The organism is Glycomyces lechevalierae, from assembly GCF_027622945.1.
Classification (GTDB): domain Bacteria; phylum Actinomycetota; class Actinomycetes; order Mycobacteriales; family Micromonosporaceae; genus Glycomyces; species Glycomyces rutgersensis.
In genome coordinates this window covers 45,064-61,165 of sequence record NZ_JAPZVQ010000019.1, presented here as the reverse complement: position 1 = coordinate 61,165, position 16,102 = coordinate 45,064, and the positions used below count along the sequence as shown (strand labels likewise).

At 69.9% G+C, this 16,102-nt stretch carries 14 protein-coding genes; 13 read left to right on the top strand and 1 reads right to left on the bottom strand.

Annotated elements, in window-relative coordinates; translation table 11 throughout:
• Positions 1-258: 258 nt before the first annotated feature.
• Positions 259-1,548 (top strand): hypothetical protein, encoded by a 1,290-nt coding sequence (locus O2L01_RS22525; protein WP_270124282.1) that lies wholly within the window; start codon positions 259-261, stop codon positions 1,546-1,548.
• A gap of 92 nt (positions 1,549-1,640) precedes the next feature.
• Positions 1,641-2,042, top strand: a complete 402-nt coding sequence (locus tag O2L01_RS22520; RefSeq protein WP_270124281.1) for a DUF7144 family membrane protein — start codon at positions 1,641-1,643, stop codon at positions 2,040-2,042.
• A gap of 67 nt (positions 2,043-2,109) precedes the next feature.
• Here the strand turns inward: O2L01_RS22520 and O2L01_RS22515 are convergent, their stop codons facing one another.
• Complete coding sequence (locus O2L01_RS22515; protein WP_270124280.1) at positions 2,110-3,114, bottom strand: TRM11 family methyltransferase; 1,005 nt, start codon at positions 3,112-3,114, stop codon at positions 2,110-2,112.
• 311 nt (positions 3,115-3,425) lie between these two features.
• Here O2L01_RS22515 and O2L01_RS22510 point away from each other — a divergent pair, with 311 nt between their 5' ends.
• The 11 genes from O2L01_RS22510 to O2L01_RS22460 all read left to right on the top strand — a co-directional run bounded on the left by O2L01_RS22510 (position 3,426) and on the right by O2L01_RS22460 (position 16,095).
• Entirely contained in the window at positions 3,426-4,409 is a 984-nt protein-coding gene (locus O2L01_RS22510) for an aldo/keto reductase (RefSeq protein WP_270124279.1), read from the top strand.
• A 153-nt stretch (positions 4,410-4,562) separates the two neighbouring features.
• Positions 4,563-6,020, top strand: a complete 1,458-nt coding sequence (locus O2L01_RS22505; protein WP_270124278.1) for a family 43 glycosylhydrolase — start codon at positions 4,563-4,565, stop codon at positions 6,018-6,020.
• Between the two features lie 150 nt (positions 6,021-6,170).
• Positions 6,171-8,192: a glycoside hydrolase family 31 protein gene (locus O2L01_RS22500; protein WP_270124277.1), complete on the top strand. Its 2,022-nt coding sequence runs from the start codon at positions 6,171-6,173 to the stop codon at positions 8,190-8,192.
• Between the two features lie 86 nt (positions 8,193-8,278).
• Positions 8,279-9,322, top strand: coding sequence for a LacI family DNA-binding transcriptional regulator (locus O2L01_RS22495; protein ID WP_270124276.1), 1,044 nt, complete (start codon positions 8,279-8,281; stop codon positions 9,320-9,322).
• Positions 9,323-9,377: 55 nt separating this feature from the next.
• Entirely contained in the window at positions 9,378-10,727 is a 1,350-nt protein-coding gene (locus O2L01_RS22490; protein WP_270124275.1) for an ABC transporter substrate-binding protein, read from the top strand.
• On the top strand, positions 10,724-11,662 hold the full coding sequence (locus O2L01_RS22485; protein ID WP_270124274.1) for a carbohydrate ABC transporter permease: 939 nt from the start codon (positions 10,724-10,726) through the stop codon (positions 11,660-11,662). Before O2L01_RS22490 ends, O2L01_RS22485 begins: the two co-directional genes overlap by 4 nt.
• Entirely contained in the window at positions 11,659-12,537 is an 879-nt protein-coding gene (locus O2L01_RS22480) for a carbohydrate ABC transporter permease (RefSeq protein ID WP_270124273.1), read from the top strand. The genes O2L01_RS22485 and O2L01_RS22480 overlap by 4 nt, the downstream gene beginning before the upstream one ends.
• A 359-nt stretch (positions 12,538-12,896) precedes the next feature.
• Positions 12,897-13,220, top strand: a complete 324-nt coding sequence (locus tag O2L01_RS22475) for a hypothetical protein (RefSeq protein ID WP_270124272.1) — start codon at positions 12,897-12,899, stop codon at positions 13,218-13,220.
• Between the two features lie 51 nt (positions 13,221-13,271).
• On the top strand, positions 13,272-15,317 hold the full coding sequence (locus O2L01_RS22470) for a hypothetical protein (RefSeq protein WP_270124271.1): 2,046 nt from the start codon (positions 13,272-13,274) through the stop codon (positions 15,315-15,317).
• A 44-nt stretch (positions 15,318-15,361) separates the two neighbouring features.
• Positions 15,362-15,766, top strand: coding sequence for a hypothetical protein (locus tag O2L01_RS22465; RefSeq protein ID WP_270124270.1), 405 nt, complete (start codon positions 15,362-15,364; stop codon positions 15,764-15,766).
• A gap of 11 nt (positions 15,767-15,777) precedes the next feature.
• The gene (locus O2L01_RS22460) at positions 15,778-16,095 is read left to right on the top strand and encodes a WXG100 family type VII secretion target (protein WP_270124269.1); all 318 of its coding nucleotides are present in this window, start codon (positions 15,778-15,780) and stop codon (positions 16,093-16,095) included.
• Positions 16,096-16,102 lie beyond the last annotated feature (7 nt).

The window sequence follows — 16,102 nt, the reverse complement described above, 5'->3', positions numbered from 1 at the left end:
TTATGGATGACTTGTCGGATCTGTCAGGGGAGTCGGCGGGCCGGTCGCCGCCGCGCTCGGCATGTTCCCGATGCATTCGATCGATCTCGGTCGACGCGGCCGGCCTGCTGCGGGCGGCCGGGGTCCTACTGGTCCTGGGGTTCGCGATGGTCGCTTTCGGATGCCGCCGGAACCCGAGAAACCTGCATTTCAGGGCATAGGCCGCATTACGATCTGGGGGCCCGGCGGCGCGTCGCCGCCGGCCGAAGGAGCGAGGCCATGGCCGATGCCGAGTTGAGCCGCGCCGAGCGCGCGGAGCTCGAACGGCTCCGCGCGCGGGCCGCCGGAGCAGGGAAGCGTCACGGAGGCTGGCGCTGGGCGGGGTCGACGGTGCTGCTGGTGTTCGCCGCGCTCGTGATCACGCTCGCGGCCGTGGCCGTATACGCCCGCAACGAGGTGCTGAACACCGACAGGTTCCTGGACACGATGGAGCCGCTCTACGCCGACGACGCCGTGCGCGCGGCGGTGGCGTTCCGGATCGGCGCCGCGATCGACGAGCAGGTGGACGTGGACGCCCTCGTGGCCGAGGCGATCGACGCGGTCCAGACCAAGGGCGCCCCGGACGTGCTCGACCGCCTCGCGGTGCCCCTCGCCTCGGGCGTGGAGTCCTTCATCGACAAGCAGATCAACCGCGTCGTGTACTCCGACGAGTTCACCGAGCTGTGGCGCGAGGCGATGCGCGGCGCTCACACCGCGTTCGTCGCCATCCTCACCGGCGAGCGCGACGACACCGCGCTGCAGCTCAAGGGCGATGAACTCGTGCTCGACCTCGGCCCGGTCCTCGCCAAGGTCAAGGAACGCCTGGTGGACTCCGGTTTCGGGCTGGCCGAACGCATCCCGGCGGTGTCCGTGGACTTCCCCATCGCCCAGTCGGAGGCGTTCCCGAAGATGCGCACGGCCGCCTCCCTCCTGGACGCCGCCGCGTGGGTGCTCCCGATCGCCGGGCTGGCGCTGCTCGCGGGGGGGATCGTGGTCGCGCCCGACCGCCGCCGGGGCCTGCTCATCGGCGCGCTCTGCATCGCGGGCGGGATGCTCCTCCTCTCCGCGGCGCTCATGATCGGCCGCGGCGCGTACCTGGCGGGGCTCGGCGACTCGGTGCATTCGCCTGAGGCCGCCGCGAACGTGTACGACACCGTGACCCGCTTCCTCAAAAGCGCGGCCGAGACCATCACCGTCCTCGCGCTCATCGTGGCCGTCGCCTGCTGGCTGCTCGGGCCCGGCACGGCCGCGCGGGCCTCGCGCCGGCTCGGCGCCTCGGGCCGGAACGCCGCCGCGCGGGGCCTGGCGAACGCCGGGGTCACCTTCGGCGCGGTCGGCGCCTTCGTGCAGCGGTACCGACGCGGGATCGAGCTCGGGCTCGTCCTCGCCGGGCTCGTCTGGATCGTCCTGTGGCGGCACCCCGGCGTCTCCGGGGTCGTCACGGTCGCGATCGTGGTCGCCGTGCTCGCCTTGATCGTCGAGGTGATCGGCCGCGCCTCCGTCGAAGCCCGGGGCGCGCGCACGGCCTGAACGATTCGCGGATTCCGGCACCCGCGCGGCCCGCACGGGCTACACAGGACCGAGAGGCCGCCTGCAGCGGTCGGCAGAGAGGAGTCGGGGCCATGACCGACGAGGGAAGACTCGCCTGGGCCACCACGGGGGCCGTGCTCGCGGGCAGCCTCATGCTCACCGTGGGCCTGTTCCAGCTCTTCGAGGGCATCGCCGCGATCGCCCGGGACGAGCTGTTCGTGTCCGTCACGGACTACACGTTCGCGATCGACACGACCGGCTGGGGCTGGATCCACGTCGTCCTCGGCGCGCTCGTGGCCTTCGTGGGCGTGTTCGTGCTCATGGGCCGGAGCTGGGCGTACGGCGCGGGCATCGGCCTGGCGATCGTCTCGGCGCTCAACCAGTTCTTCTTCCTGCCGCACTACCCGTGGTGGGCGGTGCTCATCATCGCGCTCGACGTGTTCGTCATCTGGGCGCTCGCGGTGGTCCTCGGCGAGATCAACACCGCCGCGTGAGCGCGGCGGCGTCGCGCCCGGCGTGACCGGCACGCGACTCGTCAAGGCGGCGTGGGGGTCTCGGCCCTCACGCCGCTTCGCGTCCGCCGACCAGGACCGAGGCCGGGTGGCCGTTGACGAGGATCTCGTGGACCGAGCCGATTGCGAAACCGTTGGCGGCCAAGGCCCGCTCGGCCTCCGGGGCGGCCCGGCGGGCGATCAGGAGCACGAACCGCCCGTGCTCGGCGTCCAGGACCCGGTCGAAGGAGCGGGCCGTCGCGTCCAGGAACTCGGGCAGCTCCAGCGGCAGCTCTTCGTACTCGCCCCACGGCGGGTCGGTGACGATGACGTCGACCGAATGATCCGCAATGGACGGCAGCTTCAGCGCGTCCTCGTCGAGGAACTCGATCTCCCGGCTCTTGAGCACGGCCGCAGGGAAGTCCTCGCGGAGCCGTTCGAGGTCCGTGTCCGAGTAGACGATGCGCTTCGCCGGGAACGCCATGCGCGCGTTGGTGAACGAGCCCGACCCCGCGAACGGGTCGAGGAACACGTCACCCGATTCGGGGCGGGACGCCGCGACGAGCAGCGACGACAGCTCGTGCGAGATCGCGCCGGCGGCCTTGGCCGCGCGCTTCGGCCGGAGGTGGCGGCGGCACAGCATCAGGTGGTCGAAGTCGGTCCTGCCGACCACCCAGTACTCCTCGCCCGAACCGCGCCCGACCATGCGCTGGCCCGAGGCGTACCCGATCTCCGTCTCGAGCGCGCGCTTCGCACGCGGACTGACCGAGACGAGTGCGCCGTCGACGTGGAACATCACGCGGAAGGTGTCGGCGTTGGCGTCGAGCCCGCCGTCGCGGAGCACGTCCGCGAGGTCCAGCACGCCCCGGTCGAGGTCGCCGCGCACCGTGTCCGCGATGACCGTGAAGGAGTTCTTCACGAACGGGATCTGCGCCACCTGCGACGGCCGCGTGTCCGACTCGAAGATCATCGAGCTCTCGTCGGCGTAGACGACCTCGGGCCGGTCGACGTGCGAACCGATCGACGCCGCGACCAATTCGCCGGTTCCAGCGGGAAACTGAACATAATAGCGCACGGGCGGAACTATACCCGCAGGCCAGCGCGGGGAATCCGGTCCGCCCGGGCCGCCCGGCGGGGTTCCGATGGACTGTGGCCGTGGAGGATCCGTCCTGCACTCACGGGACGGCGACGAGGTCGCCTGCGTGCTGACCGACCCCGCCTCCGGGATCGAGTACGACACCGTCGTCTCCTGCACCTGTGTCGACGACACCGAGTACGACACCGTCGTCCAGGCCGCCGACACCGCCGACTGAGACCCGCTGGACGCGCCCGGACCGCCTCCCTAGACTTGCCCGCGACAGGCAGATCGACGATTCGGGGGGACCGATGGAGCAGCGCGTATTCGGCAGGAGCGGACAGCGGGTGTCGGTGGTCGGGCTCGGCACCTGGCAGCTCGGCGCCGACTGGGGCGAGGTCGAGGAGGAGGACGCGCTCGCCGTCCTCGACGCGGCCGTGGCGGCCGGCGTGACGTTCTTCGACACCGCCGACGTCTACGGCGACGGCCGCTCGGAGCGGCTCATCGGCCGCTTCCGCAAGGAGCGCCCGGACTCGCAGGTCCTGGTCGCCACCAAGATGGGCCGGCGTGTCGCGCTCGACCCGGCGCTCTACACGCTCGAGAACTTCCGGGCCTGGACGGACCGCTCCCGCGTCAACCTCGGCGTCGACCGGCTCGACCTGGTGCAGCTCCACTGCCCGCCCACCCCGGTGTACTCCTCGGACGCGGTCTTCGACGCGCTCGACGCCCTCGTGGAGGAGGAGCGGATCGCCGCGTACGGCGTGAGCGTCGAGACCTGCGACGAGGCGCTGACCGCGATCGCGCGGCCCGGCACGGCGAGCGTGCAGATCATCCTGAACCCGTTCCGCCTCAAGCCGCTCGAGGCCGTCCTGCCCGCCGCCGAGGCGGCCGGGGTCGGGATCATCGCGCGGGTGCCGCTCGCCTCGGGCCTGCTCTCGGGCAAGTACACCAAGGACACGGCGTTCGCCGAGAACGACCACCGCAACTACAACCGCCACGGCGAGGCCTTCGACCAGGGCGAGACGTTCTCCGGCGTCGACTACGCCACGGGGGTGGAGGCGGCCGTCGAGTTCGCTTCGCTCGCACCGGAAGGCGCGACCCCGGCGCAGACCGCGCTGCGCTGGCTCATCCAGCAGCCGGGCGTCTCCACGGTGATCCCGGGCGCGCGGAACCCTGAACAGGCGCGGGCGAACGCGGCCGCCGCCGACCTCGCGCCGCTGTCGGAGTCGACGCTGGCCGCCGTGCGCGACCTGTACGACGCGAAGATCCGCGCGCAGGTCCACGACCGCTGGTAGCCGCATCCGGCGCCTCCCCGGAGGCGCCGGATATTCGCGACTATAGATATTGATGAATCCATATCGTTGACTTTCGAAGGGTGCCTGCCTAGTCTGGCTGCAGGCTTGTTATCGATCACAAGACGTGGTCGCCCGCCCCTCGAGGAGTCCGTCATGCAGTTCCCGCCGATCAGCCGTCGCCGGCTCTTCCAGGCCGCCGGCGTCGCCGCCGCGTCCAGCGCCGGGGTCGGGTTCGCCGCCGCCGCGGCGCAGGCCGCCGACACGCCCGCGGTCAGGTACGTCAACCCGCTCATCCAGCAGCGCGCCGATCCGCACATCTGGCGGCACACCGACGGTTACTACTACTTCACCGCCAGCGTCCCGGCCTACGACCGCATCGTCATGCGCCGCGCGACCACCCTGCAGGGCCTCGCGACCGCCGCCGAGGCGACGATCTGGACCAAGCATTCGAGCGGCGAGATGGGCGCGCACATCTGGGCGCCGGAGATCCACTTCGTCAACGGGAAGTGGTACGTCTACTTCGCCGCCGGCCGCACCGACGACGTGTGGGCGATCCGCATGTACGTGCTCGAGAACGCGAGCGCGAACCCCATGAGCGGCACGTGGACCGAGAAGGGCCGCATCGTCACCCCGCGCGACTCGTTCTCGCTGGACGCCACCACCTTCACGCAGGGCTCGACCCGCTTCCTCTGCTGGGCCCAGAGCGACCCCGAGCTCGGCTCGGGCACCAGCCTGTACCTGGCCGCGATGGCGAACCCGTGGACGATCACAGGCACGCCGGTGCGCATCAGCAAGCCGACGCTCGCCTGGGAGACCATCGGGCACAAGGTGAACGAGGGTCCGGCCGCGATCACCCGCAACGGCCGGATCTTCATGACCTTCTCGGCCAGCGCGACCGACGCGAACTACGCGGTCGGGCTGCTGACCGCCTCGTCGGGGGCGAACCTGCTCGACCCCGCGTCGTGGACGAAGGGCGCGCAGCCGGTGCTGCGCAGCAGCGACGCGACGGGCCAGTACGGCCCCGGACACAACTCCTGGACGGTCTCGGAGGACGGGCAGAGCGACATCCTCGTCTACCACGCCCGCCCGTACAAGGCCATCAGCGGTGACCCGCTCTACGATCCGAACCGGCACACCAGGATCCAGAAGGTCTACTGGCGCGCGGACGGCACGCCCGACTTCGGCATCCCGGTCGCGGCCGGCGCGACCCCGTTCCGGTTCGCGCTGCACGGGCAGACCGGCGTCTATCTGAACCACTACGACTACCGCGTCCGGGCCGGCACCTCGGTGGCGATGCTGGCCGACTCGCAGTTCCGCATCGTGCCGGGCCTGGCGGGCTCGGGCACGGTCTCGCTGGAGTCGGCGAACTTCCCGGGCCGCTACCTGCGCCACAAGAACTACGAGCTGTGGGTGGAGGCCGATGCCGGGACCTCGCTGTTCGCGGCCGACGCGAGCTTCCACCAGCGCGACGGCCTCGCCGACGCGGCCGCGGAGTCCTTCGAGTCGTACAACTTCCCGGGCCGGTTCATCCGGGCCGCGGGCGGGCTGGCGAACGTCCTGACGGTCGCCACCGCGCAGGAGCGGGCCGACGCCACGTTCCATCTGAGCTGACCCGCCCGGCCCGGGCCCGCGCCGCCGTGCGGGCCCGGGCCGTTCTCACCCTGTGAGCGACCCTTGACGTGCTGGTGAAGTCTTGGCATGATCTCCGGCGAACCGGTTCGCAGTTGTTTCGGGCCGTCGGCCGAAGGAGAGAGCGCCCCCATGGACACGTTCGAGACGGCGAAGGACGCCATCATCTGGCGCGGCGACGGCGAGACCCTGGTCGTGCAGGCCTGGGGCCGGGACTCGCTGCGGGTGCGGAGCACCCGCGCGGGGGAGGTGCTGGACACCGACTTCGCGCTCCTCGAACCGGAACCGGTCGACGTCCAGATCACTGTGGATGGTGAGACGGCGGCCTTGACGAACGGCGCGATCACCGCCGTCCTCACGGCCTGGGGCGGGCTCGACTGGCAGACGGGCTACGACCGCTTCGGGTGCGCGCTGGAGTTCCGCGACGCGGACGGCGAGACGCTCCTGAAGGAGCTGGGCAGCGGCGGCGCGCTCAAGCGCACGGCCCGCGAGTTCCGGCCCTTGCCGGGCGGCGCGCACCGCCTGCGGGCCGCGTTCGAGCCCGTGGCGGGCGAAAAGCTGTACGGCATGGGCCAGTACCAGCAGGCGATCCTCGACGTGAAGGGCTCCACTTTCGAACTGGCGCACCGCAACTCGCAGGTGAGCGTGCCGTTCGTGCTCTCCAGCGCCGGGTACGGCTTCTTCTGGCACAACCCGGCGATCGGCTCGGCCACGTTCGCCGCCAACCGCACCGAGTGGATCGCCGACGCCACCGAGCAGCTCGACTACTGGATCACGGCGGGGGAGGACCCGGCTGCGATCACGGCCGCGTACGCCGCCGCGACCGGCCACGCGCCGATGATGCCGGAGTACGGCCTGGGGTACTGGCAGTGCAAGCTGCGGTACTGGAACCAGGAGCAGCTGCTCGAGGTGGCCCGCGAGCACAAGCGGCGCGGCCTGCCGCTCGACGTGATCGTGGCGGACTTCTTCCACTGGCCCAAGATGGGCGACTTCCGCTTCGAGGAGGAGTTCTGGCCGGACCCGGCGGCGATGGTCGCCGAACTCAAGGAGATGGGCGTGGAGCTCATGGTCTCGGTGTGGCCGCAGGTCTCGCTCGAGTCCGAGAACTTCGCGGCGCTCAAGAAGGAGAACCTGCTCGTGCGCACCGAGCGCGGGCTGGAGGTGCAGATGAGCTTCCTCGGCCCGAGCATGTTCCTCGACCCGACCAACCCGCGCACCCGCGAGAAGGCCTGGGAGATCTTCAAGCGGAACTACCACGACCTGGGCGTGAACGTGTTCTGGCTGGACGAGGCCGAACCGGAGTACGGGGTCTACGACTTCGACAACTACCGGTACCACATCGGCCCGAACGCGCAGGTGGGCAACGTCTACCCGCAGGCGTTCTCCCGCATGTTCTACGAAGGCCAAAGGGCCGCAGGGCAGGAGGGGATCGTGAACCTCGTGCGCTGCGCCTGGGCCGGCTCCCAGCGCTACGGCGCGCTCGTGTGGTCCGGCGACATCCACTCCTCCTATGAGGACTTTCGGCGGCAGATCACGGCGGGCCTCCACATGGGAGTCGCGGGAATCCCGTGGTTCACCACGGACATCGGCGGCTTCGGCGGCGGGAACATCGAGGACCCGGACTTCCGGGACCTGCTCGTGCGCTGGTTCCAGTTCGGCGCGTTCTGCCCGGTGATGCGGATGCACGGCGACCGGCAGCCGAGCGAGCGCGTGATCGCGGAGGACGGCTCGGCGCGCTGCAATTCGGGCGCCCCCAACGAGTTGTGGAGCTTCGGCGAGGAGGTCTACGAGATCCTGGTGCGCTATGTGCGCCTGCGCGAGGCGATGCGGCCGTACACGCGCCGGCTCATGGCCGAGGCGCACGAGTCGGGCCAGCCGGTCATGCGCGGCGTGTTCCACGAGTTCCCGCGGGACGCGGTCTGCTGGGACCTCGCGGACCAGTACATGTTCGGCCCCGATCTCCTCGTGGCCCCGGTCGTCGAGGCGCACGCGACCGGCCGCCGCGTCTATCTCCCCGAGGGCGCGTCGTGGACCGACCTCCACTCTGGAGCCGTTCATGAGGGCGGGCAGTGGATCGACGCTGCGGCGCCGATCGACGTGATCCCCGTCTTCGCCCGCGACGGCGCACTGCCGGAATTGGTCGGTACGATCTGATCGCGACTCCCGCAATACCTTGACAGGGCTCCGGAACGTGGCGTAGGTTGCGTCTGACAACGTAGTCAGAAACGATCTGGAGCACTATGACCTCCCATGCCGCCTCCGATGATGCCCGGCGCAGGCCGCCCGGCATGACCGATGTGGCGCGCCTGGCCGGAGTCTCCCAGAAGACCGTCTCCCGCGTCGTCAACAACGAGCGCTACGTCAGCGAAGAGGCGCGCGAGAAGGTCCTCCGCGCCGCCGCCGAACTCGGCTTCCGGCCCAACACCGCCGCCCGCGCCCTCATCACCGGCCGCTTCAAGCGCATCGGCGTCGTCTCGCTCGGCTCCGCGCTCTACGGCCCGGCCTCGATGCTCGTCGCGCTGGAGCGCGCCACCCGCGCCGCCGGGCTCTCCTTCATGGTCGCCAACACGCCTGAGGGGCAACCGGAGGCGATCCAGGACGCCGTCGACTGGCTGCTCGCCCAAGGGGTGGACGGCATCCTCCTCTCCGAGCCGAAGGACGAGGGCCAGCACCTGCGCCCCGCCGGCGTGCCGATCGTCAGCCTCGGCCAGGCCGCCGACCTCCCCGAGTCCCAGGTGGCCCTCAGCCGCGGCCGCACCGCCGCGTCCTGCCGCGAGGCCGTCGAGCACCTGCTCGACCTCGGGCACGCGAAGGTCTGGCACGTCGCCGGGCCCCTGGACTGGTGGGAAGGGCGCGAACGCCTCGAAGGCTGGGCCGAGGCCCACCGCGCGCGCGGCATCGAACCGCCCCCTCCGCTGCAAGGCGACTGGACGCCCGCCGGCGGCTACGCGGCCGGACTCGAACTCCCGCCCGAGGCCACGGCCGTGTTCTGCGCCAACGACGACACCGCGATCGGGCTCTCCCGCGCCCTCAACGAGGCCGGACGGCGCGTCCCCGAGGACGTCTCCCTCGTGGGCTTCGACGACATCCCCGCCGCCGCCTACCTCACGCCCCCGCTGACCACCGTCCAGCAGGACTTCGAAGGCGATGCGACCCACGCCCTCGACGTCCTCATGCGGCTCCTGCCCGGGGCCGTTCCGCCGGAGCCCGAGGCGAAGGGGGCCGCACCGCGCCGCCGCCTCGTCGTCCGCTCCTCGACCGCACCGCCCCTCTCACATGAGTAGTGCCAGCGGACGCTCCTGAATCGCACTGGCGCGCAACAGGAAAGGACCGACTCGGATGAATCCCCGTTTCAGTCGCAGGACCGGCCTCGCGGCCGCCTTGGCGGGCCCACTGGCGCTCGCCGCCTGCGGACGACACACTGTGGACCCGCCGAAGAGCGTGACCCAGGCCGAGATCGACGAGGCGATGCGCACCCCCACGGAACTGAACTTCTGGACCTGGGTGCCCGACATCGAGAAGGAAGTGGCGCTCTTCCAGGACGCCTACCCGGCCATCTCGGTCGACGTCGTCAACGCCGGCCAGGGCAACCCGCACTACGCCAAGCTGCGCACCGCGCTGCGCGCCGGGAACGGCGCCCCCGACATCGCCCAGCTCGAGTACCAGATGATCCCGTCCTTCGTCATCACCGAGGACCTCCTCGACCTCGGCCCCTACGGCGCCTCCGCGATCGGCGACCGGTTCGTCGAGTTCGCGTGGTCGCAGGTGAGCGGCCCGAACGGCGAGGTCTGGGCCGTCCCGCAGGACACCGGCCCCATGGGGATGCTCTACCGCGAGGACCTCTTCCAGGCCCACGGCATCGACGTGCCCGCCACCTGGGACGACTTCGCCGCCGCCGCGAAGCGGCTGCACGAGGCCGACCCCGAGGTGTTCCTGACGAACTTCTCGCCCTCCCAGGGCGCGTTCTTCGCCGCGATGCTCTGGCAGGCCGGCGCGGACCCGTTCGGCGGCTCCGAAGGCCCCGACCTCAACGTCGACCTCACCTCGCCCGAAGCGCAGAAAGTCGCCCGCTACTGGGGCGATCTGTCCGAACAGGACCTCATCGCGGTCGACGCCGACTTCAACGACCAGTGGTACCAGGCGCTCAACAAGGGCAAGTACGCCACCTGGATCGCCCCCGCCTGGGCCCCGACCTTCCTCCAGTCCGCCGCGGCCTCCACCTCCGGCCTGTGGCGCGTCGCGCCTCTCCCGCAATGGGAAGCGGGGCAGCAGATCTCGTCCAACTGGGGCGGCTCCACCTCCGCCGTCATGGCCACCACCCGCAACCCGATCGCGGCCGCCGTCTTCGCCCAGTTCATCAACACCGACCCGAAGTCCACGCAGACCATGGCCGACGAGCAGTCCCTCTACCCGCCCACCAAGGCGATCCTCGAGGACCCGGCGTTCACCGGCAGCAAGGTCGAGTTCTACGGCGGCCAGGAGGTCAACGGCCTCTTCGCCGAGATCGGCGCCACCGTCGCCCCCGACTTCCAGTGGGCCCCGTTCCAGGACAAGGTCTACGCCGACTTCACCGCCACCGTCGGCACGGCCGTCGCCGAGAAGACCGACGCCGTCGCCGCCATGGAGGACTGGCAGCGGCGCATCGAAGAGTACGCCAAGTACCAGGGATTCACGGTGAGGCAGCCATGACCACCACGACCGCAGACCGCCGCCGGCAGGGCACGAGCCCGCGCACCTTCACGGCTCACAGGCATCGCCGAGGCCGGCTCGTCGCCGGGTACATGTTCGTGGCCCCGTTCATGATCGTGTTCGTCGCGATGTTCCTCGTCCCGCTCCTCTACGCCGCGTACTTCAGCCTCTTCCGCGAACAGCTCGTGGGCGGCAACGTCTTCGTCGGCCTCGAGAACTACTCCCGCGCGTTCGGCGACGATCAGCTCTGGACCGGCATCGGCCGCGTCTGCCTGTTCTTCCTCATCCAGGTGCCGATCATGCTCGTCGCCGCGCTCGCCTTCGCGCTCGCGCTCGACACCGGCCTCACCCGTCTCAAGAGGACGACCCGGCTCGGCATCTTCGTCCCCTACGCCGTCCCCGGCGTCATCGCGACCCTCATGTGGGGCTTCCTCTACGGCCCCGACTTCGGGCCCTTCGCGCAACTCGCCGACAAGATCGGCCTCAGCGCACCCGACTTCCTCAGCCAGCACCTCATGCTCGGCTCCCTCGCCAACATCGTGTTCTGGGAGTTCACCGGCTACAACATGGTCATCTTGTACGCCGCCCTCCGCTCGGTCCCCACTGAGATCTACGAGGCCGCCGCCGTCGACGGCGCCGGGCAGTGGCGCATCGCCTGGAGCATCAAGATCCCCGCACTCCGCGGCGCGCTCGCCGTCTGCATGATCTTCTCCATCATCGGCAGCTTCCAGCTCTTCAACGAACCGCAGCTCATGAAGTCCCTGGCGCCCACCGTGATCGACGACGCCTACACGCCCAACCTCTACGCCTACAACCTCGCGTTCGTGGGCCAGGAGTACAACTACGCCGCCGCCGTCTCGTTCGTGCTCGGCCTCGTCATCCTGGCCGGCTCGTACGCGTTCATGTTCGCCACCAACCGCAGGAGCCGGCGATGACCACCACCACGCTCAAGCCGCGCCGCCACAAGCCCAAGCGCAGCACGGTCCTCACCATCGGCATGCTCGCCGCCGCGGCCTACTTCCTCCTGCCGCTCTTCTGGCTCTTCGTGGCCTCCACCAAGACCAGCCAGGACCTGTTCTCCACCTTCGGACTCTGGTTCTCCGGCGACTTCCACCTGATCGACAACATCAGGCTCACCCTCACCCAGGACGACGGCGTCTTCCTGCGGTGGCTGTGGAACACGCTCCTGTACGCGGTCACCGCCGCGGGCGGCGGCGCGCTCCTGGCCGCCCTCGCCGGGTACGGCTTCTCCAAGTACCGCTTCAAAGGCAACCGCACCATGTTCATGATCGTGCTCGGCGCGGTCATGGTCCCCACCACCGCACTCGCGATCCCGACCTACCTCGTCTTCAGCGAGATCGGCCTCGCGGACACGCCCTGGGCGATCATCCTGCCCTCGCTCGTGAACCCGTTCGGGCTCCTCCTCATGCGCGTCTACGTGGAGGCCGCGGTCCCGGACAGCCTCCTGGAGGCCGCCCGCATCGACGGCGCGAGCGAGTTCCGGATCTTCTTCCAGGTCGTGCTGCGCCTCCTCGCGCCCGGCTTCGCCACGGTCCTGCTGTTCGCGTTGGTGCACACCTGGAACAACTACTTCCTGCCGCTGATCATGCTCAACGACCCGGAGCTGTACCCGATCACCGTGGGGCTCGCGCGCTGGCAGGGCCAGGCCGCGGCGGCGGGCGGCGCGAGCGGGGACCTGATCCCGCTGGTGATCACCGGTTCGCTGCTGTCGATCATCCCTCTCGTGATCGCCTTCCTGTTCCTGCAGCGGTACTGGCAGTCCGGTCTCGTCGCGGGGGCGGTGAAGTAGTGCCGGAGCAATGAACCGAACTCGTTCGAATGTGAAGTTCTCATAACGAATCCGTAAGCACTCCTTGGGATCCCGGAGCCGCCGTCCGCCGCAGCGCGGGCGGCGGTTTCGCGTCCTCGCTGCTCAACACAGTCGCGGACATCGAAATCTGTTGGTATCCGGCCGATTACGTACATTCGGCGCGCTGGGTGCCGAACCCCGGCTTTCGGAAAGGTGTGCTTATCATTGGCGCCATCTCCGCTCCTAGCGCGCGCCAACCGAGTCGATCCCTTTGCGGGCGTGCGTCTCAGAGAGCGCTCACCCACCACCAATACCGGCACTGGGCGGGAGCGCCGCTCACCGACGGATAGGCGACCACAATGGCCGAACGCGTTATCGACACCGAAGCGCTCGAGGAGTACCGGACCCTCGTCCGCGAGCAGCTCGACCACCTCGAATCCCTGATCCCGCGGATGGAGAACGGCCAGCGCCTGGGCCTCCTGCCCGCGTTCGGGCAGCTCGACGCCTCCGCGACCGCGCGCACGAACTACCAGACCTTCCACCAGACCACTTGGGACAACCTCCAGGACCTGCGCGAGGCCCTGCACGGGATGATCAAGACCCTCAACGACTCCGCCGACCTGGCCGAAGAGGCGGACACGACCACCGAGGGCGAGATGGACGGCTATGCCGACCTGCTCTGAACCGCCGCGTCCCGAGATCCACGCCAGCACTGAGGCAGAGAGCGAGTAGCCGTGTCCGAAGAGGAAAAGTTCGAGCGCACCGATTACGGGAAGCTCTCCGAAGGCCAGAGCGGCGCCGACTTCACGACCGCGCAGAACGACCTGAAGGTCAGCCCCCAGTGCAGCCACGACGAGTGCACGAACGCCGTCGAGGACCCGGCCGAGCCGGCCTGGGTGAAGCTCATGTCGGCGGTGCCTGTTGCGGCGCAGATCGACAGCCTCAAGGCCGCGCGCGAGGGCACGATGATGCTGCCGGAGGGCAAGACCATCAAGAGCATGGTCGCCTCGATCCGGCCGCAGCCGGAGGCCGACTTCGCGCTCGACACCATCCGCGACCAGTGGGTCGAGTTCGCGGACGAGTTCGCGACGATCGCCCCGAAGCTCAAGGAGGGCCTGTCGACGCTCTCGGGATTCTGGAAGGGCACCGACTTCGACGGGTTCGAGGAGCAGACCGAGACGGTGCTCCAGAACTGCAAGAAGGTCAGCGGGGACATCGCGGGCGACGACGGCAAGGGCGGCGTGGTGAAGCTCTTGGACGACAAGCAGAGCGAGATCTACGAGCAGCAGGGCGGGACCTCGTGCGTCTACCCGGCGCCGAAGTTCTACATGCAGGGCACGAGCTGCGGTTCGCACCAGATCCACATTCGACCGCCGTTCTTCAAGAACTGCGAGATCCACAAGAACGACGAGATCGCGAAGGCCGTGGAGCTGGCCGGGTTCGACCCGACGGTGATCGACGAGGTCCAGGAGGGCCGCGAGACCACGTACAACCGGTGGATCGAGTACGTCAACGCCAACCCCGACTACGAGGTGGACGGGCTCAAGGGCGAGGAGCTGGCGCGGAAGAAGGCGGACGAGTACGCCGACGAGCGGCTGATCTCCTTGGGCGCCGAGGGTTCGGAGCAGTTGGAGGAGGAGGCCGCGCGGGTCAACGAGGAGGTGACCGAGCGGCACGCGAACGTGGAGGCCCACGTCCAGGAGATCGCTCCGGACGTGCGCAAGAGCGAGCCGACCACCTTCAACGACGGTGAGACCGACAAGTTCGACCCGCCGGAATTGGACGCGGGCGACGGCGGCGGCATGCCCGACCTCGAGGGCGCCGGTATGGACGGCCAGGCCCCGCCCGCGGACCTGAAGGGCCTGGGCGGCTCGGACCCCAACAGCCTGAACGCGAACGGTCTCAACGAGAACGGCCTCAACAGCAACGGCCTGAACGGCCCGGCCGGCGGGAACCTGCCCGGTAGCGTCAACTCCGCGAGTGATCTCAATGGACTGAACGACGAGAACCCGTTCAGCGCCAGCACGGACCCGGACGACCTCACGGGCAACGGCGCCAATCTCCCCGGCAGTGTCAACGGCGGCAACGGCCTCGACTCGCTGAACGGCGGGAACGGGCTCGGCCCGAACGCCGGCGGTCTCCCGCCGACGGACTACTCGGGCGGGAACGGCCTGAACGGGCTCGACGACAACCCGTGGAGTTCGGCCCCGGACCCCGACGACGTCTCCGGCGGTCTCGCCGGGGGCGGCCCGACCTCGCTGCCGCCCAGCAACATCGGCGGCACCGGTCTCGGCCCGAGCAGCAGCCACCTGCCGCCCGCGATGGTCACGCCCGCGCCGACGGGCACGCGCGGCATCACGCCGCCGCGCTCGTCCGGGCCGCGCAAGCTCGACTCGGGCCGGACCACCGGTCTGGGCACCGGTTCGGGCACGGGCCCACGCAAACTCGACTCGGGCCGCTCCTCCGGCCTCTCCGGCAAGGGCCTCGGCGGCTCCGGCGGCGGAGGTGGCACGCCGCCCGGTTCGGGCGGTCGCGGCGGCGGTCTCGGTTCGGGCGCCGGGCGCGGCCTCGGCGGCGGGATGGGCGCCGGTGCGGCCGGTGCCCCGGGCACCGGAGGCAAGGGCGCGGGCGCGGGCCACACGATGGCCCCGGGCGTCGCGGGCGGTCAGCGCCCGAACGGCGAGGGGGACAAGGAGCTCGAGCGTCAGTTCTGGATCGCCGAGGACGAGGACGTCTGGGGCGGCGGTCCCGAAGACGAAGAAGAGGACCCTTACGCGTAGGGCCGCTGACATCCATTCCGACACAAGAGAAACCGGAGCCCGAATTGTTCGGTGAGGACAAGATCGCGGAGCAGTTGGCCACGGCTCGCGCGGAGTTGAGCGCGGCCGCCGAGGTGCAGGCGGCGGCACCGCCCGAGCCGGTGACTGTGGAGAACGAGAAGGGCCGCATCCGCATCACCGTGGGCACGGACGGCCGCCTGTCCGAGCTCCTGGTGAGCGCCAGGGCGATCCGCGACGGCTCGGACGACCTCGGCCCGGAGCTGATGCGCCTGATCAACGAGGCGCTGGACAAGCACCGCGAGCACGCTGTCACGGACGAGCCGGTGCCGGACCTCAACGCCCTCAACGAGCGGTTCGCCGAGATGCAGGACCGGTCGCTGCGGAACTTCGCGGCGATGAGCCAGCAGATCAGCGAGACCATGGCGAAGCTCCAGAACCGGGCCGGGTAGCCGTGGCCGGAGTGGAGATCACGCCCGAGTCGATGCACAAGTCGGCGACGGACATGGACGCGGTCAAGGACCAGATCCAGGCGCTCATCGACAAGTTCAACGGCAAGGTCGAGGAGTACGCGGACGCGTTCGGCGGCGACGAGATCGGGTCGCTGCTCGGGATCGCGCACGAGGCCTGCACCGGCGCGCTCAACGACTGCTTCACCACGAACATCGAAGAGCTCGTCCAATACGGCCAGAACATCCGCGAGATGGCCGACAGCCATCAGGCCACCGACGACGAGATCGCGAAGGGCCTCGAACAGCTCCTCGGTGAGCTCGGCCGGTAGCGGAACC